This is a genomic window from Photobacterium kasasachensis (genome assembly GCF_050336885.1).
Taxonomy (GTDB): Bacteria; Pseudomonadota; Gammaproteobacteria; order Enterobacterales; family Vibrionaceae; genus Photobacterium; species Photobacterium kasasachensis.
Genome location: NZ_JAKJSH010000024.1, coordinates 50,786 through 76,388 on the forward strand (window position 1 = coordinate 50,786; position 25,603 = coordinate 76,388).

Here is a 25,603-nt window from a genome sequence, read left to right on the forward strand (position 1 = left end):
GAAGCCTGGCACCGGTTGGTTTTTATACCGGGAAGAGTTCCTGGTTCATAAACGGGATCAGGGCCAGGATAAGTGCCTGCTGGTAGACCGAGCTGCGGCTGAGTTTATGGTTGGTCAGCATGGCAATTGCCCCGCCTTGCTGTTTGACGTTGTGCTGGTTGAACATTTCGTCCATGACATCACCCAGCTCGATCCCCTGATGGACTTTCTCCAGGGCCTCGGGTGGCAGCGGCAGGGAGGCAGAGCGGGATTCGCCCCGCTGATAGGCGTTTTCTATCACCATCCAGGCAAAGGTGAAGTTGCCGTCGATGCCGGCCTCGATACTGACATAGTAGTCGGCATCAGGTTTGCTGCGGCGGGCATTGGTGATTCGGTTGCGGGCACCGGACAAGGTCTCGTCAGCACACATTGGCTGATCGCGAACCTCGCTGGCGACACTGATCCCTTCAAAAGAGAAGATCTGGTCTGGGAATGCGGCTGAAAAAGCCTCAGCGACGGCCGATATCTTGGCCGGGTTCGCTGAGGCGACAATAACTGATGACATACGATTACCTCCACCCGGCTATTTTACGGTTTGCCAGCATGAAGTCACGTAAATAGACAGAGAAGTCTTAACGGTCGTATGCCCAGTCAGACTGGATGATATAGCCGTGGATTTGGAACTCGTCGTTATTCACAAACAGGTTGGGAAAATCTGGCTGTGAGGTTGAAAAAACAACACCGTCTGCCAGTTGGGTCATGTGATAGAAATCCGGCTCGCTGCCGCGTACAGAAGCAAAAACCGGTTGCTTCGGACGATATGAAGCCTTGCGTGTTGCCAGCGCGTAGCTGCCTACCGGTGCACACTGGGAGATGTTCTCGTTGTCGACCAGCAGCCCCAGGCACTCTTCGCGATCAAGGTGCTGCGGAATGGCACGTTTGCTAACGACATCCACAGAGCCGCCCTGACTGTAGGAAATAAAATCCTTGCGGTGAATGATCGGGATATAAGTGCTAGTTGAACCTTGGGTCGACTCGTCGGAGATCGCCGTTGTGGCCTGAGTACCGGTATCAATTTGTCCGGTAAGCAGGTAGCTGATAGACGTGCTCAGGGTCTGCGCAATTTTCTCAAGCTCACGGACTTCGATACCGTACTTGCCCGATAGTTTGCGGCTCATTGTACCTTGCTGAAGATCTAAAGCCTCGCCAAGTTGTTTTTGGCTGATCCCCTGGATTTTAGCTAATCGCTTAATTCTCTCTAAATATTCCATAATCTCTAGCTTCCTGCTCACAGAATTTAAATGCAAATGGCATTCTTAAAAGTTATAAACTATTTTACTGATAACGATTTCGAAGGGAGCTATGAAGCATAAAAAGTGCGATTGATTTCGTTAAAGGAATATACCTATTTGTAGTGATGGGTAAAAAATGGAACAAATTTCTGACGGCGAAATAAGATCAGGCGGCAAACAAGAAACTGGAAGCAAGATCGCTGAACGTTCATGCCCTGTTGTCAATGTATGACAATAAGCGTTCGGAAAAATAGCAATCAATCAATATAAGATCATGTTTTTATTGGTCTTTTTGTGTTATCAGAGTGCTCTATGTTCCAGTACGGATAAATTGGGCTAGAAAATGAGCCTCGGCCCGGTGCTGGCTCAAGATTATTTTCTTTGGCTTTTTTACGCTGAAGCTGGTGATTTAATCGTCGCTAAGCGCTTTTCATCACGCTGATTTTGCTGGTGGAGGTAAACCATAATGATACTGACAGGGTATGATTGTTTTGCAGGTAAACCTGACGCTGCCATCACTGCGAAATACGTTTTGGCAAACCTTTATCGAGGTTTGGGCCATGAAACGAGCTTCTTGATGTTGCTTAAGTATAATCAGCAAAAGTAACAACTAAGTTATAATGTTGAAAATATCGAGCGGAAATAAAAAGAGTTGTTAGTTACTGTTCATTAACTCGATAACCGCTTATATCATTTACTTYTTCACAATAAAGAATATTGATATATTTCATTATAGAAAATAAATATCCGGTGGATTGTTTTTCAGTCAGTGTGAATAGTTTCATGTGACTTGGTAGACATAATAGAACGATGTGATCTTGTCTGACCAGCTTCTCTTGATCTGCATCAAAAATAGAGTTCTCATCCCGGCGGTATGATTCACCTTCGATTAATTCCCCACTCCAATTAGATTCTGCGATTGTTATTATTCACGGTCCATTTTACTCTGATAAATACAGGGTTGGTGGCAGTTGTATATTTTATTGTCATGGAAAGGAGTCAGGATACGGGAATTGCGGTCATTTTGAGCGGAATTAGCCTATACCAATGAAGTATAAAATAAATGGGTTTCTATATTACGATGCAATAGATGGCACGCTAAAGCTTGAAGGACAAGCGGCAGATGATACTCAGCTTTCTATTACCGCCAATGCATTATTGTTTTTTTTAATTCAGCACCCGGGCGTGCTGACGCGCGATGAAGTGATGAAAAAGGTATGGGATGACAACGGCCTTATTTCATCAAACAGTAATTTGAATCAGTACCTGAGTTTGTTGAGAAAATCTTTTCGCAGCTACGATATTGAAAATGTGATTGTAACCATTCCGCGTGGGCGGCTGGAGTTTAATCCCGAGCTGGTGATTGAGGTTGTTGATGATAATCATCTGCACCCTTTGTTGCAGCAGGCGAGTGATGACAAAGAGATAGCCCCCGAACCATTGGTAAAAGGCATCAAGGAACAAGAGTTCCCGCCTCAAACCGAGCAGCAGGAACGGAACTGGATGATTGCCAGTGCAACACTCTTTATCGCTGCGTTGGGCTTGCTTTGGACGGCCATCATCACCGAGCGCTCGCTGCATATTGTCAGCCTGACTGAGGTCGAGAGTGGTCTGTGCGAGCTCTTTTCGCCTGAACTGATGATAAACAGTGCGATGGGAGATAAATACGTCACCAACTTCAAAGCCGTGCGTGACAAGCTGGGTCTGTCTTGTGCCAAGCATGAAAGATTCATTTTTTTCTATGGGGATAAGTTGCAAAGCAATGGGTTAGGGCGAACCTACATTGCGCGATGTGCTGAAAACGAAAATAACCCCTACGCCTACTGTGATAACTATTTTTATTATTCTTGGAAGAAATAATGCTAACACGCAAAAGCGGTAAGATTTTTTTTCTCTACGCGCTGATTTTATTTTTCCTCTGTACTTTGCCCTTTGTCTCAAAGGTGATCCCCTCGCAATCTGGTGATCTGAATTGTACGGCACGGGCGATCATGCACTTCGAAGACACGGTGACAGAAACCGTGAATGCGAATGTTCATTTTCGCTTTGGCGACCGTGGCAAAGGCTCCTTGGTTGTCGAGGGCTATTCCGATTCCAAAGCGGGCTGGCTGTATTTGCAACGATATGTTCAGTTCGAGTATACCAGTGAGCGTGTCTCAGGGTATGAACGCCATTATCAGGTGCATAGCTGGTCTTCGACCAAATCCTCAATCGATGAATCTCCCGATGTGCTGTTTGATTATTTCATGCGTGAAATGTCTGACAGTCATAACGAATTGCTGATCAAAGTAGAAAAGCTTAGCTACAGAACCGTATTGCTGAGCTCGATTAACTCGCCTTTATTTGTCTGCGCGCTAAGTGACAAATAGAGCGACCAGTTCTTTCTTATTTGTATTATTCAATCTCCAGCTATTAATTGCATTTATATCTAGGGCTTAATCTCTAAGTGGTTAATGCCAGGTTTGATGCCAGGCATTCACGAATCTATTGCCGTCAATAATCTACTGTTTGTCGATGGGTATACATATCCTGTTGACGGCCGACTTTCGGTATAACCTCTTCCTTGCTTACCCTTCAAATTAATTATCTACTTCTACTTCTACTTCTACTTCTACTTCTACTTCTACTTCTATTTTGGGTTCTTTTAATTCATCTCTCTGATGAATATTTACTCTCTCTGCTGCTTTTATTTCCGCTTTAGCTTTTGACCTAGCTTATTGGTAACACTTTCACCGGGTAAACATGCCGGAATTTTCATGCTGACTATTCGGTTATAACGAAGGTTGTCATTACTGTGATTTAGCTCCGTTTTTGCTGCTTATTCAGGTTAATTGCCAATATCGCTAAAAGATAAATATCAGGATAGTTATGTGAATCAGGGCGTCAACTCGCTCTTGCAGAAGAATAAACAACTAAGTTGCCCATATTCTTGGAGTTTAATGCCATTTGTTTTTGATGAGGAATATAGTGTTTTTCGTGGTTGGAACAGGCCAATAAAACCATAAGAAAACCACATAAAAAGGCCTGGAGGCCTTTTCTCAATAACGCTTACTCGAGACCTATGTACGGAGGAAATAAATATGGGTGATGCATTAGGTTTGATTGAAACAAAAGGGCTGGTTGCCTGTGTAGAAGCTGCAGATGCAATGTGCAAGGCAGCAAACGTAGAACTTATCGGTTACGAGAACGTCGGTTCAGGTCTGGTAACAGCGATGGTGAAAGGCGATGTCGGCGCGGTGAAAGCGGCGGTTGACTCTGGTGTGGAATCGGCACAGCGCGTGGGTGAAGTGGTGACTTCGCTAGTGATTGCTCGTCCGCATAACGATATCAACAAAATCGTTATTAAACACAAAGCATAAGAGCGTTAACGGAGGATCTGACAATGAGTGATGCTTTAGGGCTTATCGAGACTAAGGGACTGGTTGCGTGTATCGAAGCCGCTGATGCGATGTGCAAAGCCGCCAACGTAGATTTGATCGGCTATGAAAACGTGGGCTCTGGCCTGGTAACGGCCATGGTCCGTGGTGATGTCGGTGCGGTGAAGGCTGCAGTGGACTCCGGTGTGGAATCGGCGCAGCGCGTCGGTGAGGTTGTCACGTCTTTGGTGATTGCCCGTCCGCATAACGATATCGAAAAAATTGTCTCTCAGTACACCGTGACTGAATAAAAGGAAAGTTCTATGAAAGATGCACTTGGTCTTATCGAAACAAAGGGTTTGGTTCCAAGTATTGAAGCTGCTGATGCCATGTGCAAAGCCGCCAATATCGAGCTGATTGGTTACGAAAATGTCGGTTCCGGTCTGGTTACAGTCATGGTGAAAGGCGATGTCGGTGCGGTAAACGCTGCCGTTGAGTCAGGCATTGAAGCGGCTCAGAAAGTGGGTGAAGTGGTGTCATCTCGCGTGATTGCCCGCCCACACAATGACATCGAGAAAATTGCATCCCAGCACAAGGCCTAACGTTGCCGCTGTGCAAGATGCCGGGGCGAGTTTGCCTTACCCAATTGTTGTAAGGCAATCCTTCTACCCCTCATTCACGCATTAGTGAAGGACTAGAGATCATGACTTTAGACAAGGATTTACAATCCATCCAGGCAGCCCGTGAGCTGCTAAAACAGGCCAAACAGGCACAAGCCCAGTTTGCGCAGTTCTCGCAGGAAAAAGTCGACAGCATTGTCGCGCACATTGCTGCCGAAGCGGCTCGCCATGCCGAAGAGCTGGCGAAACTGGCCCATGAGGAAACCGGCTTCGGGCGTTGGCAGGACAAGGTACTGAAGAACACCTTTGCGTCGACCAAGGTGCACGAGCATATCAAGCCGATCAAAACGGTTGGCATCATTTCCGATGATCCGGTGAACAAGGTGATGGAAGTGGGTGTACCTCTTGGGGTGATCACCGCGCTGGTTCCGTCGACCAACCCGACATCAACGATTTTCTACAAGACGCTGATCGCGCTCAAAGCCGGTAATGCGATCATCTTCTCGCCGCACCCGAATGCCAAGGCGTGTAGCCAGAAAGCCATTGAGCTGGTCAAGCGTGCTGCGCTGGAAGCCGGAGCCCCTGCCGGTATCGTCGACGGCGTGACGCTGCTGACGATGGAAGCCACCAAAGAGCTGATGCACAGCAAAGATGTCTCGTTGATCCTGGCAACCGGTGGCGAAGGCATGGTGCGTGCGGCTTACGCATCGGGCACACCGACAATCAGCGGTGGTCCGGGTAATGGTCCGGCCTTTATCGAGCGTACCGCCGATATCAAGCAGGCTGTCAGCGACATCATTACCAGTAAAACCTTCGATAACGGTGTGATCTGTGCTTCCGAGCAATCCATCATCGCCGAACGCTGCATTTATGAGCAGGTGCATCAGGAGCTGCTGGCTCAGGGCGCTTACTTCATGAATGAGCAGGAGTCGCAACAACTGGCGAATATCCTGCTGCGTCCGAACGGCATGATTAACCCGGTTATCGTCGGCAAGTGCGCACAATCACTGGCAGAGATTGCCGGATTCAGTGTACCGGCTAACACCAAGGTACTGATTTCGCGCCAGGACAGCGTATCTCATCAAAACCCGTATTCCCGTGAAAAACTCTGCCCGGTACTGGGCCTGTACATCGAGGAAGACTGGCGTTCGGCGTGTGACCGCGTGGTGGAACTGCTGACCAACGAAGGCATGGGCCACACCCTGGTGATCCACACCCAGAACCAGGACATCGTGCGCCAGTTCGCACTGGAAAAACCGGTATTCCGGATGCTGGTAAACACCCCGGCAGCCCTTGGCGGCATTGGTGCGACAACCAACCTGATCCCGGCTCTGACCCTAGGTTGCGGCGCTCTTGGCGGCGGCTCGAGCTCAGATAACGTCGGCCCGATGAACCTGCTCAATGTCCGCAAGGTCGGCTACGGCGTCTGCAATATTGACGACCTTCGCCAGCCGGAAGCGTCTATCGCGCCAGCAGCACAGTTAGCACAGCCAGTACAAGCTGCGCCTGTTACTGCTCCGGCTCCTGCCGTGGCTGCAAGTGCCCCGGCCAGCATTTTCGAAGACACGCGCTTTACCGGTGGCCCGGCACCTGTCGCGGCTCCTGCTGCACCTGCAGCAACAACATCGGCGGATGACCGCTTTGGCTGCGGCGTTCCGGCACCGGCCTGCAATGACGCTGGCACTGGCGTCGGCAGTGACGCTAGTCGTGACATAACGGAAGAGAATGTCGAGCGCATCATCAAGCAGGTGATGGGTCGCATGGCGTCCTAACCGGTAGCAACGCAACAGAAGGTGGCAAAACTATGATTCTCGCAAAGGTAACCGGGCATGTCGTCGCCCCGCAGAAAAATGACGAACTACGAGGCAGCAACCTATTGCTGGTAACGGCGTTGGGGGACGATCTCGAGCCCATCAAGGACCGTACCTATGTAGCCGTCGACAGTGTGGGAGCCGGCATTCGCGACCTGGTCCTGGTTGAGGAATATTTTGCGCTGCACAAACAGCAGTACAAGGCCATGTCAATCGTTGCCATCGTGGAAAAAGTCCATCAGGACAAATAAGGAATAACAGAGCGCATGAATGAATTTCAGATTAAGCCGACGCTCCATTTTGGCAACGGCGCCCTAGACAAGCTGGGCACACTGACTGGTCAGCGCGCATTGATCGTTACCGATCAGGCGATGGTCAAGTTTGGTATGGCCGACATGGTCCGCCAGCGTCTGCTTGCCAACCAGATGGTGGTTAGCCTGTTTGCCGATGTGACCTCGGATCCGGACATCTCGGTCATCGTCAACGGCATGAAGCAGATGGATGCCGATGCGCCGGATGTGGTTGTCGCACTGGGTGGTGGCTCGGTGATCGATGCGGCCAAAGGAGTGATCTACACCCTGTGGGAAAGTGGCAAGCTGGCGAAAAAACCGTGCTTTGTCGCTATCCCGACCACCAGCGGTACGGGCTCGGAAGTCACGGCATTTTCGGTGATTAAGTCAAAGGGCGAAAAATGGGTAGTGGTCGACGAGTTTATGTTGCCGGATCACGCCATTTTAGATCCTGAACTGGTGAAGTCGGTGCCTGCGGGCATTACCGCCGATACCGGGATGGATGTGCTGTGTCACGCGCTGGAGGCCTATGTCTCGACTATGGCGTCTGATTTTACCGATGCCCTTGCCGAAAAGGCTGTGCAGCTGGTCTTCGCCCACTTGCTTGAGTGCTACCAGAACGGCAGCAACCTCGAAGCAAGGGAGAAAATGCACAATGCCTCGTGCATTGCCGGCATGGCATTTACCAATGCCTCGCTGGGGATCACCCACAGCCTGGCCCACGCGCTGGGTGGTGTGTTTGGCATTCCGCACGGACGGGCGAACGCCCTGATGATGTCGCATGTTGTGGCCTTTAACGCCAACCTGCACGGCGACTGCCAGACCTTGGCGGCAGAAAAATATGCTCATCTGGCCAAGCAGCTTGGCTTGCCGAGCCGTTCTACGCGAGAAGGGGTGATGAGCCTTATCGTGGCGATTGATGTGCTTAAAGAGCAGATGAATATGCCGGCAGGCATCCGCGGTTGCGAGGTGGCCGAGCAGGCGTTCTTTGCCTCGCTGCCCGACCTGGTCGGTCCGGCGCTGAAAGATAGCTGTACCCCGACCAATCCGCGTGAGGTGAACACCCACCACTTGGAAACCCTATACCGACAAGCGTTTGCAGGTATTGCCCACACCTAGGCAATGCCATAGCGCACAACAATCCAATATCGAAACGGCGGGCCGTCCAGGCCCGGCCGACAGTGAAACATATTATTAGGAGAGGCTGAATTATGGCCAACTATTCCCTTACGCCGCGTGTAAAAATGCTGGCGGAAAGACTGCTTGCGCAAAAAAGTACTATTAGCGCCGAGCGTGCAACAATTCTGGCATCAATGGCCGACGATATCGCCGGTATGCCGCCGATGGTCAAAAATGCCCATCAGTTTTCCCAGCTAATGGCTGAGATGCCTGTTCATATCGGTCAGGACGAACTGATTGTCGGCAGCCAGTCGTCTCAGGCCCGCGGTGCAATCTTCCACACCAAAGACGAACTGAACAACGAGTCTGTGTTTGGTTTCCTTAACTGCGATAAAACCAACAGCCCTGACTACATGTCGGTGATCAGCTCTGGTTTCCAGGTACTGGAACAGCACATTGAGATGCGCCTGAAAAACATCGGCAGCGCGATCAGCCGCAGCGGCATGGACGAAGTCAATCAGGGCAAGGCGATGATCTTTGCCTGCAACGGTGCCGTGGCGCTGGCCAACAAACTGGCTGCCGAAATGGAGCGCATGGCGGCAACGGAAACTCACCCGTACCGCCAGGCCGAGCTGAAAGAAACCGCTGCGATCCTTCGCCGCGTACCGGCCCAACCTGCTCAGACATTCAAGGAAGCTTGTCAGGCTTTCTATCTGTTCCAGTTAATGATGCACCTGGACAACGGTGGCTACGCCGTGGGTGCAGCCGGTTTCGACAAGGCGCTATACAGCTACTACCAGCGTGATCTGCAGGCCGGTGTGATCACCGAGCAGCAGGCCTATGAAGTTATCGAAAGCCTTTGGCTGAAATTGAGCGAGTTGTCAGAAGTGCGTGCTGAAAAAGCCGTCGACGGTTACCCGATGTTCGACTGGATGGTACAGGGCGGCCGTTTCGAAGACAGCCAGCTGATGATCAACGATCTGTCCAAGATGCTGCTGGCTGCCCGTAACAATCTAGCCAGCTTTGATAGCAAACTGGTGGTTCGCCTGTACCAGGCCGGTGGTGCTCCTGTTACTGCAGCGGCTCCGCAGATTGCAACAACCGCCGAGTCTGAAGTCAAAGAGATGGAAGGCCTGACACCGCGTATGCAGCGCCTGCGCCAGAACTACCTGAAAGCCCGTCCGAGTGTATCTATCTACCGTGCATTGGCATTCACCGAAGTGACCAAGCAGCACCAGGGTCTGCCACCAATTCTGCTACGTGCCAAGGCATTCCGCGTGGCCTGTGAAACTGCACCGCTGCTGATCCAGGACGACGAGCTGATTGTCGGCCACCCATGTGGCAAGCCACGTGCCGGTGCCTTCTCGCCGGATATCGCATGGCGCTGGGTTCGTGACGAACTCGATACCATGAGCACCCGTCCGCAGGATCCGTTCGAGATCTCCGAAGAAGACAAGAAGGTGATCCGCGAAGAGATCGTACCGTTCTGGGAAGGCCGCTCTTTAGATGAGATCTGTGAAGCCCAGTACCGCGAAGCCGGTTTGTGGGAGTTCAGTGGCGAGACTTACGTCAGTGATCTGTCTTACCACCAGATCAACGGTGGTGGCGATACCTGTCCGGGTTACGACGTTCTGCTATTCACCAAGGGCATGAACGGCATCAAGGCTGATGCCGAGGAAAAACTGGCTCAGCTGAGCATGGAAAACCCGGAAGACATCGACAAGATCTACTTCTACAAGGCGTCTATCGAAAGCTGTGAAGGTGTCATGGCCTACGCCAAGCGTCTGGCAAACCACGCCCGCGAACTGGCACTGACCGAAACTGATCCGGCGCGCCGTGCCGAGCTGTTCACCATCGCTGAAACTAACGAAAACGTCCCGGCCAACCCGCCGAAGACCCTGCAGGAAGCGCTGCAGAGCATCTGGACGGTCGAGTCACTGTTCGAAGTGGAAGAGAACCAGACCGGCCTGTCACTGGGTCGTCTTGACCAGTACTGCTACCCGATGTACCAGGCGGATATTGAGTCAGGCCGCCTGACCAAGGAAGAAGCTCTGGAGATGATGCAGGCCTTTATCATCAAGTGTGCCGAGCTGATGTGGATGTCGAGCGAGCTGGGCGCGAAGTACTTCGCCGGTTACCAGCCGTTCATCAACCTGACCGTTGGCGGTCAGAAGCGTATGGGCGGTGATGCGACCAATGATCTGACCCTGCTGATCATGGATGCGGTGCGCTTTGTGAAGGTGTACCAGCCGTCGCTGGCGTGTCGTATTCACAACCAGTCGCCACAGCACTACATGGAAAAAATCGTTGATGTCGTAAAGGCGGGTATGGGCTTCCCGGCGTGTCACTTCGATGATTCGCACATCAAGATGATGCTGCGCAAAGGCTACGACTTCGAAGATGCCCGTGACTACTGCCTGATGGGCTGTGTAGAGCCGCAGAAATCTGGCCGTATCTACCAGTGGACCTCTACTGGTTACACCCAGTGGCCTATCGCGATTGAGTTCGTGCTGAACCGCGGCCGCATGGTGCTGTTCGATAGCCATCAGGGCCTGGATACCGGTGATCTGAATAGCATGACAACCTTCGACGCATTCGATGCGGCGGTGAAGGAGCAAATCGCCCATATCGTCAAACTGTCTGCCGTCGGTACGGTGATCAGCCAGCGCGTGCACCGCGATGTGGCACCTAAGCCGCTGATGTCACTGCTGGTGGAAGGCTGTATGGAACAGGGCAAAGACGTCAGTGCCGGTGGTGCCGTGGTCAACTACGGTCCGGGTCTGATCTTCTCTGGCCTGGCAACATACGTCGATTCAATGGCTGCGATCCGCAAGCTGGTATTTGAAGACAAGAAGTACAGCCTGGAGCAAATGCGCGATGCGATGCTGGCTAACTTCGAAGGTTTCGAAGAGCTGCGCCGTGACTGTCTGAACGCACCGAAGTTCGGTAACGATGATAACTACGCCGATGATTTCGCGCTGGATATCACCGAGTGGACCGAGCGTGAGTGTGGCAAGTACGAGATGCTTTATTCGCGTCTGAGCCACGGCACCCTGTCTATCTCTAACAACACCCCGATTGGTGAACTGACCAACGCGACACCGAACGGCCGTCTGGCGTGGATGCCGCTGTCTGACGGTATCAGCCCGACTCAGGGGGCGGACAAGCAGGGCCCGACGGCGATCATCAAGTCGGTGAGCAAGATGAACGTTGAAACCATGAACATCGGTATGGTGCACAACTTCAAGTTCCTCAAAGGTCTGCTCGATACGCCGGAAGGCAAGAACGGCCTGATCACCTTGCTGCGAACCGCTTCGATTCTCGGCAACGGCCAGATGCAGTTCAGCTACGTCGACAACGAAGTGCTGAAGAAGGCCCAGCAGGAGCCAGAGAAATACCGCGACCTGATCGTGCGTGTTGCCGGCTACAGCGCCTACTTCGTCGAGCTTTGTAAGGAAGTTCAGGACGAAATCATCAGCCGTACCGTACTGGAAAAATTCTAACCCAGCCCAAGGGGCCGCAAGGCCCCTTATTAAAGCCACTAAGCGCGAGCGAAGTGAGGAGAAATAACAATGACTGGGATAGCACAAGTGAGCAAAGACGCAGAGCTAACAGGACGGATATTCAATATCCAGAAGTATTCCATTTATGACGGTGACGGGATCCGGACGCTGATCTTCTTCAAGGGCTGCAACCTGCAGTGTGACTGGTGCGCCAACCCCGAGGGGCTGAGCAGTAAGTTCCAGGTGATGTTCAGCCAGGACAAGTGTGTCGCATGTGGCAAATGTGCCCAGGTATGTCCTGCCGGTGTGCACATGATGAGCACCGGTGCGGACGGCAAGGCAGTCCACAAAATCAACCGGACGGTGGACTGTATTGGCTGCCGTAAGTGCGAAGAAGTGTGCATGGGCGATGCGCTGGATGTGATGGGTAAAGATGTCACGGTCTCCGAGCTGATGGAAATCATCATGCAGGACTACGACTTCTACATGTCTTCTGGCGGCGGGGTGACTCTGGGCGGCGGTGAGCTGAGCCTGCAGGCGGATTTCGCCACGGCGCTGCTGACCGAATGCAAAAAGCAGATGATCAACACCGCGATTGAAACCCAGGGCACTACCAGCCTGGAAAGCTACCAGAAGCTGGCCACCTGCACGGATCTGTTCCTGTTTGATATCAAGCAAATTGATACCGACCAGCACCGTCAGTTGCTCGGAATTGGTAACGAAGGGGTAAAACGCAACCTCGAATACCTGGTCGATATTGGCGCCAACATCGTGATCCGTATGCCTCTGATCCGCGGCTACAACGACTCTTACGATTCGATCACCGGGGCGTTCAGCTATGTCATGGAGCTTGCCAAGCGCGGCAACATCCAGCGTATCGACGTGCTGCCATACCACCAGTTTGGCAAAACCAAATACGACAAGCTCGACATGATTTACCCAATCACCCAAGACCTTGGCTATAGCGACGAAGAGCTAGACCAGTTAAGCGCCTTCTTTACCCAGTTCGATTTCGATATCCGCTTGGTTCGACATTAAGGAGGAAACGATGACGACCAGTTTGGGCGTAATAGAAACCCGGGGTCTGACGCCTGCCATTCACGCCGCTGATGCGGCCTGCAAGTCGGCAGCTGTCAATCTGGTGGGTTACAAGAAAATTGGTTCGGGGCTGGTATCCGTGATGTTTCACGGCGAGATCAGTGCCATATCGGCGGCGGTAGAAAACGGTGTCGAAGCGGCGCAGGGCGTCGTGGCGTCACTGGTGATCGCCCGTCCGGACGAGAGCGTGCTGGCGATGTTGGAAAACACCTCATCAGCCCTGCCGGAGCCGGTTGCCGATGCAGATTGTGAACCTGCACCGAAAGCCGATACCCCTGCACAGAAAGTCGATACTGCAACACCGGAAAAGGCGCAGCCTGCACCTGAGGTGCTGGTTAAGTCAGAGCAAAAGCCAGAGCCCGAGCAAAAGGCGGAGCCAACAGCCACTAAAGGGCCAGAAGCTGCACAGGAAACAGAGCCTAAGCCAGCAACAAGCCGCAAGGCGACTAGTGACAAACCAGCGGCGAAGCGTTCAACCCGAACCCGTAAACAAGGACCACGCAAATGATCAGCGCAACGTTAATGGCACAGATTGAGCAGAAACTGCCGCCGAGCTGCCGCCAGGAAGCGGCGGTATTGAGCTCGGTCATGGCAGGTGCGGTGTCGGAGCTTGGCATTCCTACCGGGGTGTCAAACCGCCATGTTCACCTTAGCCAGCAGGACATCGAAGCGCTGTTCGGGCCGGGCTATCAGCTGACGCCTATCAAGGAGCTCAAGCAGCCGGGCCAGTTCGCAGCCAAGGAGTGCGTCACTATCGTCGGCCCTAAGGGCTCGATCCAGCGTGTACGCGTGCTGGGTCCGGCACGGCCACAAACGCAGCTCGAGGTCTCGAAAGCCGACTGCTACACCCTCGGCATCAAGGCGCCTGTTCGCGAGTCGGGCGATCTGACTGGCTCCGCAGATGCCTTGCTGGTCGGAGCGGCGGGTTACTGCCATCTCGATTCAAAAGTGATTTGTGCCCAGCGCCATATCCACATGAGCACGCAGGACGCCGCCCGTTTTCAGGTCGAGAATGGCCAGCGGGTGAAGGTGCGTGCTGGTGGCGGTTGTGGCGTGGTATTCGAGCAGGTGGTGGTGCGAGTCAGCCCTTCATACGCGCTGGAATTCCATATCGACACCGATGAAGCCAATGCGGCAGGGATCCGCTCGGGAGAAGACGTTTATCTGGCGAGGTAATTAAGCCAGACAAATGACTGAGCTAAGAGAGGTAGGAATGAACGAGCAACAGATTGAAGCCTTGGTGAAACGCGTGCTCACGGGCATGCAGCCTCGCACGCTGGTTGTGCTGGGCGGTGATGCGGACTATCAGTCCCTGATCATTGCGCGTCTTCAACAGTGTTCGCAGCGTCGGTTTTCCATCTACATCCCGCCTTCGGCAGCTGCTGCGCATTCAGCGATTCAGTGGCAGGGAGTAGGCGAGATCCTTACGTGGGACGGCAGCGATCCGGCGCAGTTTCTGTCTGGTTTCGAGGCGGTCTGGCTACCGTTTCTCGATCCGGCAACGCTGGCTGAGATCGCCAACGGCCTGTTTGGATCGCCAGGTGCCGTACTGGTGCAAACCGCTCTGATGAAAGGGATACCGACAGCCGCTCTGGATTATCAGTGCCGGTTGGACAGCGAGCTGAACCAGCTAAAGGGATTGGCTAATAATCCGGCCATGACTGCAAGGCTGACAGCACAGCGTCAAACGGTACACGCTCTGGGTTTAACGCTTGGTTCGATAGCAGTATTTGACGCAGAACCACAGGTGCAGGGCTGCCAACCCCTTTCAGCTAACGAAAGAGCAACGAGCGCAATAACAACAAGCGTAAGAACAAATGCAAGTGCGCCGGCTGAATCGGCATCGCCACGCTTCATCACCCTTTCCGAGGTGATGGAGCAGGGGATCGCCGCATTTTCCGAGCAGGACCGGTTAACCGATCTGGCTCTGGAGTATGTGAAGGCTCAGCAGGCTGGCTAACGCTTTATCTAATTCGAAAACAAAAATTGAAAGAAAACTTTAGGAGTATTTATGTCTGAATCTGTAAAAAAATGGCTCTGGATGGCGTTGGTCATCGCCTCTGAAACCTCGGCCACCTCAACCCTGAAAATGTTCGACACCAGTGAAGGCTTCACCAAAACAGCCCTGCTGGCAGTTATCGTTTTGCTGTATGTGGTGTGTTACTACTCGCTGTCCCAGGCGGTGAAATACCTGCCGGTTGGTCTTGCTTACGCGACCTGGTCTGGCACCGGCATTCTGTTGGTATCGACGCTGGGCATGGTGTTCTACGGCCAGCATCCTGATATGGCCGCGATGATCGGCATGCTGATCATCGCCAGCGGGATCATCATTATGAACCTGTTCTCCAAGATGGGTGAAGAAGAAAGCGAAGAAGAAACAATCGAACTTAAAACTGAAGAAGCGAAAGGGTAAGGAGAGACACCATGTTTAACGTAGGATTTTTGTGGCTGGCACTGTCAATTTGCTCTGAGATCACAGGTACTTCATACATCAAGAAAACCAACAACTTCCGTAACCCGGCGATGTCGGCGCTGGTTATTGGTGCATACAGCCTGTGTTACTTCGCGCTGACCAAGGCGATGGGTTATATCCCTGTCGGTATTGCGTACTCGCTATGGTGTGGCTTCGGTATTATCGGTGTAACAATCTTCTCGATGATCCTCTACAAGCAGAAGCCTGACTTCCCGGCCATGCTGGCAATGGGCCTGATCATCACAGGCGGCGTGATCATGAACGTGTTCTCGCAGATGTAAACCCCAAACCAGACCATGCTATCAATATCAACATGAGACTCATATTAAGTTGGAGCATGGTCATGGACTGTCTAGCCCAAAGCTAGATAGTTAGCTGAAAGCCCCTAATTCGTATTAGGGGCTTTTTTATGAGTATTTGTGTCAGTTTCTTGACGAGGTGCCTGTCTAGTTTTCTAAAACCTGACGTCTGATCAAATATGCGACAAATAATTCATAATTCACACTACTTTTTGATTTGAAACCATATTCCTGATTTATACCTCTATTGTAGTATGTCTGTGTTTTGACGCTTTTGTCATTTGTTTGACGGGTTGTGTCGCGATCAAAACCAGCCTGATGTCAAAACTCAGTGATTGCCCCGATAGCTACTGCTCAGCAAGTCGGGTCGCGTTGGCGAGTGGAGTGCCAATTCGACGTGGTGTAAGCGGCACCATGGCAACGCTTGCTGAAATAAATCAAAACTATTTAAAGATAAGAGTAATAAAAAGAATGAAAATAATAAGAAAGCTACTTCAGACTATCGGCCTTAAGAGTATCCAGGCGCAGCTACTGCTGCTGAGTGTCATCCTAGTACTATCCGGGTTTAGCGCGATGGGGATTATCTACTACGGGATGGAAGCCGATGCGGCAACCATCAACGTAGCCGGACGCCAGCGAATGCTGTCCCAACGGGTTGCCAAGGAAGTCCTGCTGGTACAGTCCGGCATGGAACAGCAAGAGGGAGTTAACAAGACTATTAAACTGTTTGAGTCTTCGATGAACCTGCTGAGAAACGGCGACAAGGAGCAAGGCATATCAGCGCCCAAGACCCCTGAGATTGAGGCCCAGCTTAGCAAGGTGAACGAGCTATGGCTTGAATATCGCGCCGGTATCCAAAAGCTGCTGCAGGTAGATGAAAGCCAGCTTCGCAGCGAAGAGAACGCCACCCTGATAAGAGAGCTGTATCAGCGCTCTCCGGTTATTCTCAAGGAAATGAATACCGCGGTGAAGATGATGGAGACGGCCAGTAACGCCAGTGTGACGGTCAAGATGCAGATCTCGCTCGGCTTGATCCTGATGCTGATGCTGCTGTCCGGAAGTTTGTATCTCTACGTCAACGAATACCTGATGAAACCTCTGTTGCCACTGCGTGAAGCGTTGCAGCTGTTCGCTAAAGGCGATATGACTAAACCGCTACCATCTGATGACAGTGGCGATGAAATCGGTGCGCTTTATACCGACTACAACGAAGCGCGCTGGGGATTTGCCAGCATGCTGGGCAGCGTCATCAAATCGAGTGAGCAGCTGAGCGTATCCAGCCTGCAGCTGAAAAAGGCAGCCACTGAAAATGCCAGCGGTATGCAGCAGCAATACCAGGAGATCGAGATGATCTCGACGGCGATGAATGAGATTTCCGCCACCATCCAGGAAGTCGCTTCAAGCAGCGCCAATGCCTCGGAATACACTAACCGTGCCGAGCAGGAAGCCAACCGCGGCCGCACTGTGATGCTGGAGGCCACCGACACCATCGATGAACTTAATCAGCAGGTGCAGTCGGTAGGCACAGTGATTAATACTCTTAATGCCGACAGTATGGGCATCAGCAAGGTACTGGAAGTGATCAACGATATTGCCGAGCAGACCAACCTATTGGCATTGAATGCCGCTATCGAAGCCGCCCGTGCCGGTGAGGCCGGACGCGGTTTCGCCGTTGTTGCCGATGAAGTACGTGGCCTGGCCGCTAGAACGGCCAACTCAACCAGCGAAATTCAGCAGATGGTCGAGAAGCTGCAAAAGCAGGCCCATCAGGCAGTAGACGTGATTGGTGCCGGTCAGCAGCAGGCCGCTGCTGGTGTCGAACACATGAAACAGGCCGATGAAGCCCTAGAGCGTATCGTCGAAGCTGTTGCTGCCATCAATGAAATGAACGCCCATATCGCTACCGCAACACGGGAAGAAAGTGATGTTGCCGATGACATGAATCAGCGCATCGTCCATGTTGCCGACACCTCCCACAAAACCCGCGACAACGCCACTAACAACCAACAGTTGGCCGACCACCTATCCGAGGTAGGGCAGCAACTAAGCAACTACACGGAGCGTTTTCATATTTAATTGCGGTTTGATCTGAGATATGTGATTGACTGAAGTGGCTGGTAATCGAGGGTACCAGCCACTCTAATTCAGGAAGATATTAATTAACACCAAGTTAAGCAGCGAGTATATGTTGATGTATCGATAGACTGGTACATATGCAGCTTGAATTACGACAAAAACAGCTTTAGTTCGTGCAAGTTGTTTACAATAATTTGCTGGCCTTGTGGATTTGAATCCAAAACATGTATATCGATGTTGTAGGCATCTAGTACATATCTGATTAACGACGCATTTGTAGGGATACTAAGCAAGTTATTCTTCATACCAAAGTCATTGGCAATGACTGCTTTTTGATTCTCGTTGAGTCGAGGGTCTGGTGTAAGTTCTACACTCAGTTTGGTATTCCAAAGGTGGTCACCTTTTTTACTATTTGAAGCTTTATCGTTGAGGTCTGGGAGGCCACGAATACGGCTTAGTACAAAATCCCTATAACCTTCGGAGTGCTCACAGTAGGCCCGAACATGCCACCGTAGAGGTGTGCAAACCAATGTATGGGGAGAGATAATCCGTTCGACTTCTTCGCCATCTTTAAGCGTTGTGTAGCAAATATCGACACGTTTCTTTTCTCGTATTGCCTGGACTAGTGGACGAAGAACCTTTGGTGAAATGTTACGTGTGACAGGGCGAACCATTGAAGTATTTTCGAATCCCATATCGAGCTCATTAAAGGTGATCGCCATATCCTCACTGCGAGAGAGAATGTGTAGGTATTCATCTGCGTGCCCACAGGTAAGCTTGGGCGTAAAGTTATTACTAGGTTTATAGCCTTTTAGGTACTTATCGTAGATAAGATTTCCAGGTGCGATATCAGCTAGGTAACTGTTGATATCCTTCGATGCTTGTTGACGACCAATTCCGAAGCTTTGCGTCAGGTGATTGGTCGTAAGCCTGCCCTCCCACAAAGCTATGATTTCAATGAGTCTATATCGAAAAAGCAGATCCCATCTTATAGGCCATTTTTTCATCTGTCTTTCCTGTTTGGTTATGCTACATGTTTATGTAATCAGTATTTACCTGTCGTTAATGAGGCCATATTATTTCTTGGTCAAAATAACGTCAACTGTGCGCTGGGGTAATAGTGATGAGCGAAATCCATTTAACAAGAGCAGTCTATCGAGATACAAAAGAGGCCATTTCGATTGAGTCTGTCGATAGTGGTCTCCAGGAAAATGTCGTGTGTGCTTGTTGTGGTGCAAAGCTAGTCGCTAATAAAGGAAAGAAGAAAGCTTGGTATTTTTCTCATTACTTTGATGAAGCATGTGTGTTGGCATATGAAACTCAGTTGCACCTTACAGCAAAAGAATATTTTACCAAGATCGGAAAGATACCCATCCCTCTAGAGGCTGGTTGGGTGGCTCCTGATGTTTGTTCCGAGCTCAAGATTTCGGATGTTCAAGTTGAGGTCTATATGGATGGCCGTCGACCTGATTTAGTTGTAGAGGTTGGTAGTGAACAGTATTGGATTGAGATAGCCAATAAACATAAATGCGATGCAAACAAAATTTGGGACTGCCGAACCAATGGTAAAAACGTAATAGAAATTGATGTTTCGGGGTGTGGTCATTTAGACCAGTTCGATTCTTTAGAGCATTGCTTGGTTCGGATACAGTCACTGAATACCTGCAATGATTACCTTGATGATATTGCAAGTAATGCGGCAAGTAAGCACGAAACCGTTAGAAAGCAGTTTGAAGCATTAATGCGTTCTCAAAAGCAACTGGAAGAAAGAGAGAGTAAGCAGGAAAAAGCAAAAAAAACACTGGAAGAACGTATAGAATCACAACAGAGAAATTATGAAGATCGACTAGAAGGAATGAGGCTTCGAGAAAGCGCTCAAGATGAGATTTTAGCAGAACTCGAAAAAGCGATCGAAGTGCATGAAACTCTCCTCAAAGATGTAAGGGCTCGAAGAGCTAACCTTGAAAATGAAATAACTGCAAAGGTTAACGGAAGGCTTACAGAGCTTGATGAGCAGAACGAAGCAACATTAACCAAGCTTAAAAATGAGTTTGAAGAACAGTGGCAGCAGGAGCTTAAGAGGAGGCGGGAGCGACTTGAACAAGAGCTAGAGGATGAGTTCCAACGAAGATTTCAGAGTGAATTAGATGCAATGGAAGCAAGAAAATTTACTCATGAAAGGTTAGGAGAAGAGCTAAAGGTTTTGGAGTTTGAGAAGTCTTTGTTGTGTGATGAGCTTGATTCTTTGGTAATTAATAAACAGCAGATACAAGATCAGCAAGCGAGACAAATAGAAGAACAGTTAAGGCCACTAATTCAGCAAAGAAACACTTTGCTTGAAGAGGTGACGCAATTGACATCTATGGTAGAGGAAAAGCTTGTTGAGCACGACCTTCTCGATACTTACGCCAACAACATGGCTGAAGTAAGAGAGTTTTGCTTGGCTCGCTCTGACTACCGACAAACGCTTAATCAACGGATGCAAGAATTCAAATCCATTGAACGTCAGTGCCATGATCTTCAGTCTGAATATGATAAGAAATTTGAGCAGTTAGATGTGATGGTAAAACTATCAAATGACTTCGTTAAAGCGTTTAAAAGTAGCTTCGACTTGCTACAGAGAAAGGAGCTTTTAGAAGTGTTACCTGAAGTACTAGTCAAGCGGGCAACGAAGAATACGATTTTGCTATCGAGAAACGCTCAAGAAGAGTTGGATGATTTTGAGCGCTATAGCTAGTTAGAAAAGGCGAACAATGACTCCCTATTTTGGAGTACTCATCAGATATTGCATTTGATTTCATAATCTAATGCAGATCATTGCCCATTCTCCAATTTTCTCATATTCTCTCACCTTCAATTCTAATGAATGAAACCAACATGAGATAACACTCTGAATGGTAGACCAAATTCTAACCTTGAAAGAGGTGGCCGCTTACCTAAAGTTGGCCGAGAAAACAGCATATAGATTAGCTAGCGAAGGAAAACTACCAGGTTTCAAAGTTGGTGGTTCATGGCGTTTCAAACGTGAAGACCTTGAGGCTTGGATAGAAGAGAGTAAAATGACCGGTAAACTAACGCTCTCACAATTAGAGCAGTACCTATCAAAAGCCGCTTTGACAGACTTGTTTTTAGAGCTTAAGGATGACCAAACACCAGCAGTTGTCGAGCGTATTGTCACTGACATCTATGCTATTGTACGTATCGTGCGTTTCCCTGGTTGGCAAAATACAACGGGCGGTGAGTGTGAAGTTCAAAAATCACTTCGCAAAGCATTACTCAAATACAAGTTACATACAGACCAAACCCTGTTCGACAGGGCATATGGTTACATTAAGGAATATTACTGATGGCAACTGTTTCACTCCCTCTACCACCTAATGTCCTTTATAACCAACCACAGCAGCTTGAGTTTGATAAAATTGCTACGTTCATAGGCGGGAATGGCTCTGGTAAATCAACGATATTAAAGTCTATCTTTGATGAAAAACTCAAAGGTTCATTATATGAGGGCCTTAAGGTCGTTTGTTTTTCGTCTGGCCAAAATGAAAGTTACTCTGAACGCTTTGCTCACTATTTAAATAATGAGCGTAAAGATAAAAGAGCACTAAGCTTGGATTGTTTTTACTATGATAAGTCGTTGGCAAAGTTACTAGTCTTTTTATCTACCACTGGTAACCAAAACGGTTTGGTCCGCAAATTCTTACGTTATAATGGTTATGTCATTGAAAATGAATTTGAAGAAGATGATTCAACAAAAATTTCTTTTGATATTAAAGTTGATAAAGCGTATGTGAACTTAGTAGGGCAAGCTCAAAAAGAAGAAGAGCAAGGCAACAGTGATGTTATGACCAACAAGGCCTATCATCTAACTCTAAGCAACTTTATTAACACATTAGTGGACGATAGTTATGATTTTAGTCAACCTCTAGAGCTGAAAACGATTCAGTTGTCTCAAAGTGAGTTATCCAGTGTGTCTTTCGAGACCGATGAGCATACCTCTTTTGATTCAAAAATAATGTTTTTCACACAAGCTGCTGATAACGATTACTTTGTAGTTAAAAAAAGTTTAAACCTTGAGTTTTTGAAAGTGAATGGCTCCTCGGGTGAGGAAAGTAAGTCATTACGTTTGGAGGATTTGAGCGATGGTGAGTACCAACTACTTTTTTTATATGCTTTAGTTGATCTTTTTGATAGAGAAAACACTTTGTTTTTGTTTGATGAAGCAGATTCGCATCTCCATTATAAAAATATTGATAGGTTGTGGGAGGTTTACAATAAAATTAAAGGTTCACTAATCACAACATCACACTTGCTGGACTCTATTGCTAAAGCTGGGATCGATAAGTTAAGAACCATTGAGCGTGGAGAGGTGCAATATGCCAATTCATCATTCAAATTACTTCAGAGGTTAGAGGCTTTATCTGAAGTTGAAGAAACACAGTACAAAATTGTTTCTATGTATAAAAATATTGTAGTTATGGATCATGCGCATGACTGGGAAATATTTAAATTGCTACTTAAGAAAAAACTCTCTAATGATGAAGGATATTCAGATGAAATAATTGAAAATAGTCTATCTGATTTCATTTGCTTGAGTGTTTCTTCTGGATTTGTTGAAGGCCAAGATAAGAATACATTCGGTGACAATAAAATAAACTGGTTAAAAAACTACGAAAGATTTTTAACGACTTTAAAAACATTGAACAAACTGAAAGCTAAAACTGAAAGAGTATTTTTGATATGCGATGCTGACGAATACCCTAATAACCTAATTGGTACAACTGAAAATCCATTTTTAGTTAAAGGCCATTCGTTTAAGCCTACAGAGCCCCCAAAACCACCTAAAAAAAGTACTAACCAAAGACTAGAAGGGAGACAAAAAACTACAAAAGATCCAAAGCCATTATCAAAGGTGGCGTTATTGTCTTGGAGAAGAAGAGAGATTAAGCATTATCTACTATCGTATACTGCTTTGGGTACTGCATGTGATGAAATCAACAGACACTACGCAGAAGATTGCCATTTAAAAGTAGGGAAAAATGGAGATATTGGAATTGATGATAAGTTTAATAATTATTTGGCTAAGCATCCATCAAGTTCAGTTAAGAAAATCGTTGATCCTTATATAAATGTTGATGGTAAAGGGTTTTGTATTGAAGAAGCTCAAAAGTATGTTAACAGAATCATTCCTGAAGAGATAAGTGATGATATCGTTAATATGTATAAATACTTGGTGAAAGGCTAATGAATAATAGTAGATTGATAGATATCATTGAACTCTTAAGAAAGGATACTGGCATAAACAATGCTATTGATGCCGTTGAGCAATTGTCACTGTTATTATTAATTAAGTATCTCCATAAGACCGTCTCAATAGAGTTATTAAACGAAAGTCATATTTGCTCATTTCAGAACTTATTTTGCGAACTGGATGATTTTTCAAAAGATGGTTTAGTAATTGACTTTTATACTCTAAGAGAAAAATTAAGTCGGATTGCAGCTAACATTCGTTTTAGTGAAAATGAATTATCTCATAGCGTTTTCTCTCGCCATAACTGGAAAAAAATCGAAAACATTCTAGAGCAGATACCTTTTCGAATAAGGTCAAAGAAAATCTTAGATTTGGCTATACATAGATTGGAAGAGTTAGATTTATTAGAAGGTGTTGAAGTCGATTTTGACTATCTATTGCTTAATATGGTGAAGGATTCTGGTTCATCAGGTGCATATTATTCTCCAAGACCGTTGATTAAGGCAATGGTCAGTGTTTTAAACCCTGAGCCACTAACTACTGTTTATGATCCTGCTATGGGAACCGGCGGGGCTTTTGTTGAGGTAAAAAAACACACGAAAGATAAGAGCTGCTTTAATGGTTTAAAATTTATTGGTAATGATCTCAGTCCATTTGCGCATTTGATAGGAACTTTGAACTTACTTCTCAACGATATCGACATTAGTGGAGTGTCGATATCTGATTCATTGCTAGACAAACATGATCAGAAATACGAATTTGTTATATCGGGATTACCTTTCGGTAAGTCTAGTGAGTTAAGTAAGTACGAATACTATTATCATGGTTATAGCGGCAGTCTCGAAGCAATGTTTCTTAAGCATACGATGGATAAGCTGGCAAAGGGGGGGCGGGCTGCGATAATTATTCCAGATGGCATTTTATTCGGTAATGCAGCGCATCTAGATGAACTAAAGCGACAGCTGCTAACGCACTTTAATCTGCACACAGTTCTGAGCCTTCCCAAAGGTACATTAGCGCCATACTCTGGAGTTAAAGTTAGTGTTTTGTTTTTTGATAATACTCCGCCAGACAAAGACATTTGGTTCTATGAGCTAAGTACGAACAAATCTTTGAATAAGTTAAACTCAATTACAGACTTTGATTTTGAGGACTTTACGTCATTGTATGAACGTAGAGAAGTTAGTAAATATTCTTGTCTAGTAAGCAAAGAGTCTTTACTAAAAGATAAGTCACTTAATCTTTCATTTTCTTTACCTAAGATTGAAGAGGGCTTGAAGTTTGACAAACAGAAAATGCTCTCTTCATTGAAAAGCGAACAGTCAGCTTTGATGACATCAATCGAAAATCACTTCGATCATATGTCTCGAAACCTCGAGTTTAAGTATATACATCAGGTTAAGTTAATAGATGTTTGTAAACTTAGGTCTGGAGACAAACTCAATAAATCAGAAGTAATGGATAGTGGAGAGTTTCCTGTATACGGCGGTAACGGAGTAATAGGGTTCAACGTAGAACCAAACAGACCTGGAGACTCAATCGTAATTGGAAAGGTAGGAGCACACTGCGGAAACATACACTTTTCAACTCAACCCTATTGGTTAACCAGTAATGCTATGAGTTTGGAGCTATTGGATACCACTAGGGTGTATTTACCCTACCTGGCTCATGTTTTAAAAAGCCTAGACTTGAACAGTTTGGCAACAGGTACTGCACAAAAGTTTCTTTCTATCAATAAGTTATATGAAGTGGAGGTTTCTTTACCTAGTCTCGAAAAACAAAGGGAACTGAGTGACTGTTTTACTTCTATTGAAGAAAGTAAGAGCAAGATACAAAGCCTGTTAGTAGACTTTAGCAAAGGGATTGAAACAATCACAACGGAATCAATTAATGAAAAGGCGCTTAAAAGATAGGATTCTGTAGCTATTTATATGGCACGGAGCTGCTTGGCCCCTGTCACAGAGAGGCTGCCTTTGGCGGCCTCTTCTATATGCTCACTCTGCCACCATGCCATAGGAGCACTACGCTCTAGGTAATCGGTACGGTAATAGGTATTACGAACCTGGTTATCATCAACATGAGCTATTACAGCTTCAATCAAGCCTGGCTCGAAACCTTGCTCGTTAAGCGTAGTACTCGCAAGTGAGCGCATTCCATGACTAACAAGCCTTCCAGCAAACCCCATACGTTTAAGTCATGTTAGCGGTTTGGTTGTTACATGGCTTTTAAGATCATGGCCATAAGTGAATACAAATTCACGATGCCCACTGATAGGGTGCACTGTCTTTAGCAGAATGATGGCTGCTCAGTGAAAGGAACACGATGTTCTTTGGACTTTGTCATCAGCTTAGCTGGAATGGCCCAGACTTTTCCTATACTCACCTTCCATACTGGCTTTTGCAGAAGATACGGAAGGTTCTATGGTATGGGGCAGCC

The 25,603-nt window shown here is 48.1% G+C and carries 21 protein-coding genes and 3 pseudogenes; 20 read left to right on the forward strand and 4 right to left on the reverse strand.

Going from position 1 to position 25,603, the window contains the following annotated elements:
* Nucleotides 1-22: 22 nt before the first annotated feature.
* Entirely contained in the window at nt 23-544 is a 522-nt protein-coding gene (gene yjjX, locus L4D19_RS25500) for an inosine/xanthosine triphosphatase (protein ID WP_428454771.1), read from the reverse strand.
* Nucleotides 545-611: 67 nt separating this feature from the next.
* Nucleotides 612-1,250, reverse strand: a complete 639-nt coding sequence (locus L4D19_RS25505) for a helix-turn-helix domain-containing protein (protein ID WP_075762488.1) — start codon at nt 1,248-1,250, stop codon at nt 612-614.
* Nucleotides 1,251-2,318: 1,068 nt separating this feature from the next.
* Here L4D19_RS25505 and L4D19_RS25510 point away from each other — a divergent pair.
* The 16 genes and pseudogenes from L4D19_RS25510 (at nt 2,319) to L4D19_RS25585 (ending at nt 17,916) form a co-directional block, all read left to right on the forward strand.
* Complete coding sequence (locus tag L4D19_RS25510) at nt 2,319-3,131, forward strand: winged helix-turn-helix domain-containing protein (protein WP_428454772.1); 813 nt, start codon at nt 2,319-2,321, stop codon at nt 3,129-3,131.
* Nucleotides 3,131-3,640 (forward strand): FidL-like protein, encoded by a 510-nt coding sequence (locus L4D19_RS25515; protein ID WP_428454773.1) that lies wholly within the window; start codon nt 3,131-3,133, stop codon nt 3,638-3,640. Before L4D19_RS25510 ends, L4D19_RS25515 begins: the two co-directional genes overlap by 1 nt.
* 711 nt (nt 3,641-4,351) lie before the next feature.
* Nucleotides 4,352-4,630 carry a BMC domain-containing protein gene (locus L4D19_RS25520; protein WP_015670698.1) on the forward strand — a complete coding sequence of 93 codons (279 nt, stop codon included), beginning with the start codon at nt 4,352-4,354 and terminating at the stop codon, nt 4,628-4,630.
* Between the two features lie 23 nt (nt 4,631-4,653).
* A complete protein-coding gene (locus L4D19_RS25525; RefSeq protein WP_075762483.1) occupies nt 4,654-4,938 on the forward strand; it encodes a BMC domain-containing protein in 285 nt (94 codons plus the stop codon).
* Nucleotides 4,939-4,950: 12 nt separating this feature from the next.
* Nucleotides 4,951-5,229: a BMC domain-containing protein gene (locus L4D19_RS25530; protein ID WP_075762482.1), complete on the forward strand. Its 279-nt coding sequence runs from the start codon at nt 4,951-4,953 to the stop codon at nt 5,227-5,229.
* 101 nt (nt 5,230-5,330) lie between these two features.
* Nucleotides 5,331-7,019 (forward strand): acetaldehyde dehydrogenase (acetylating), encoded by a 1,689-nt coding sequence (locus L4D19_RS25535; protein WP_428454774.1) that lies wholly within the window; start codon nt 5,331-5,333, stop codon nt 7,017-7,019.
* A gap of 32 nt (nt 7,020-7,051) precedes the next feature.
* Nucleotides 7,052-7,309, forward strand: a complete 258-nt coding sequence (locus L4D19_RS25540) for a EutN/CcmL family microcompartment protein (RefSeq protein WP_075762480.1) — start codon at nt 7,052-7,054, stop codon at nt 7,307-7,309.
* Nucleotides 7,310-7,324: 15 nt separating this feature from the next.
* Nucleotides 7,325-8,467 (forward strand): 1-propanol dehydrogenase PduQ, encoded by a 1,143-nt coding sequence (locus tag L4D19_RS25545; RefSeq protein WP_428454775.1) that lies wholly within the window; start codon nt 7,325-7,327, stop codon nt 8,465-8,467.
* Nucleotides 8,468-8,559: 92 nt separating this feature from the next.
* Nucleotides 8,560-11,970, forward strand: coding sequence for a choline trimethylamine-lyase (cutC, locus tag L4D19_RS25550; protein WP_428454776.1), 3,411 nt, complete (start codon nt 8,560-8,562; stop codon nt 11,968-11,970).
* 69 nt (nt 11,971-12,039) lie between these two features.
* Nucleotides 12,040-13,008 carry a choline TMA-lyase-activating enzyme gene (gene cutD / locus L4D19_RS25555; RefSeq protein ID WP_160649700.1) on the forward strand — a complete coding sequence of 323 codons (969 nt, stop codon included), beginning with the start codon at nt 12,040-12,042 and terminating at the stop codon, nt 13,006-13,008.
* A gap of 10 nt (nt 13,009-13,018) precedes the next feature.
* A pseudogene (locus L4D19_RS25560) lies at nt 13,019-13,258 on the forward strand (BMC domain-containing protein); the annotation flags it as partial.
* A gap of 314 nt (nt 13,259-13,572) precedes the next feature.
* Complete coding sequence (locus L4D19_RS25565) at nt 13,573-14,244, forward strand: phosphate propanoyltransferase (RefSeq protein WP_428454777.1); 672 nt, start codon at nt 13,573-13,575, stop codon at nt 14,242-14,244.
* Between the two features lie 37 nt (nt 14,245-14,281).
* A complete protein-coding gene (locus L4D19_RS25570) occupies nt 14,282-15,028 on the forward strand; it encodes a hypothetical protein (protein ID WP_428454778.1) in 747 nt (248 codons plus the stop codon).
* Between the two features lie 51 nt (nt 15,029-15,079).
* Complete coding sequence (locus L4D19_RS25575) at nt 15,080-15,481, forward strand: DMT family transporter (protein ID WP_428454779.1); 402 nt, start codon at nt 15,080-15,082, stop codon at nt 15,479-15,481.
* A gap of 11 nt (nt 15,482-15,492) precedes the next feature.
* Complete coding sequence (locus tag L4D19_RS25580) at nt 15,493-15,822, forward strand: DMT family transporter (protein ID WP_075762472.1); 330 nt, start codon at nt 15,493-15,495, stop codon at nt 15,820-15,822.
* Between the two features lie 489 nt (nt 15,823-16,311).
* On the forward strand, nt 16,312-17,916 hold the full coding sequence (locus tag L4D19_RS25585; protein ID WP_428454780.1) for a methyl-accepting chemotaxis protein: 1,605 nt from the start codon (nt 16,312-16,314) through the stop codon (nt 17,914-17,916).
* 149 nt (nt 17,917-18,065) lie between these two features.
* Here L4D19_RS25585 and L4D19_RS25590 read toward each other — a convergent pair whose 3' ends face one another.
* Nucleotides 18,066-18,923 (reverse strand): helix-turn-helix transcriptional regulator, encoded by an 858-nt coding sequence (locus L4D19_RS25590; protein ID WP_428454781.1) that lies wholly within the window; start codon nt 18,921-18,923, stop codon nt 18,066-18,068.
* Between the two features lie 116 nt (nt 18,924-19,039).
* Here L4D19_RS25590 and L4D19_RS25595 point away from each other — a divergent pair, with 116 nt between their 5' ends.
* The 4 genes and pseudogenes from L4D19_RS25595 (at nt 19,040) to L4D19_RS25610 (ending at nt 25,080) form a co-directional block, all read left to right on the forward strand.
* Nucleotides 19,040-20,653 (forward strand): competence protein CoiA family protein, encoded by a 1,614-nt coding sequence (locus L4D19_RS25595; protein ID WP_428454782.1) that lies wholly within the window; start codon nt 19,040-19,042, stop codon nt 20,651-20,653.
* A 157-nt stretch (nt 20,654-20,810) separates the two neighbouring features.
* A pseudogene (mads1, locus tag L4D19_RS25600) lies at nt 20,811-20,975 on the forward strand (methylation-associated defense system helix-turn-helix domain-containing protein MAD1); the annotation flags it as partial.
* A gap of 287 nt (nt 20,976-21,262) precedes the next feature.
* Entirely contained in the window at nt 21,263-23,161 is a 1,899-nt protein-coding gene (locus L4D19_RS25605; protein ID WP_428454783.1) for an ATP-binding protein, read from the forward strand.
* Nucleotides 23,161-25,080 carry an N-6 DNA methylase gene (locus L4D19_RS25610; RefSeq protein WP_428454784.1) on the forward strand — a complete coding sequence of 640 codons (1,920 nt, stop codon included), beginning with the start codon at nt 23,161-23,163 and terminating at the stop codon, nt 25,078-25,080. The genes L4D19_RS25605 and L4D19_RS25610 overlap by 1 nt, the downstream gene beginning before the upstream one ends.
* A gap of 14 nt (nt 25,081-25,094) precedes the next feature.
* Here L4D19_RS25610 and L4D19_RS25615 read toward each other — a convergent pair.
* Nucleotides 25,095-25,537: pseudogene (locus L4D19_RS25615) on the reverse strand (tyrosine-type recombinase/integrase); the annotation flags it as partial.
* Nucleotides 25,538-25,603 lie beyond the last annotated feature (66 nt).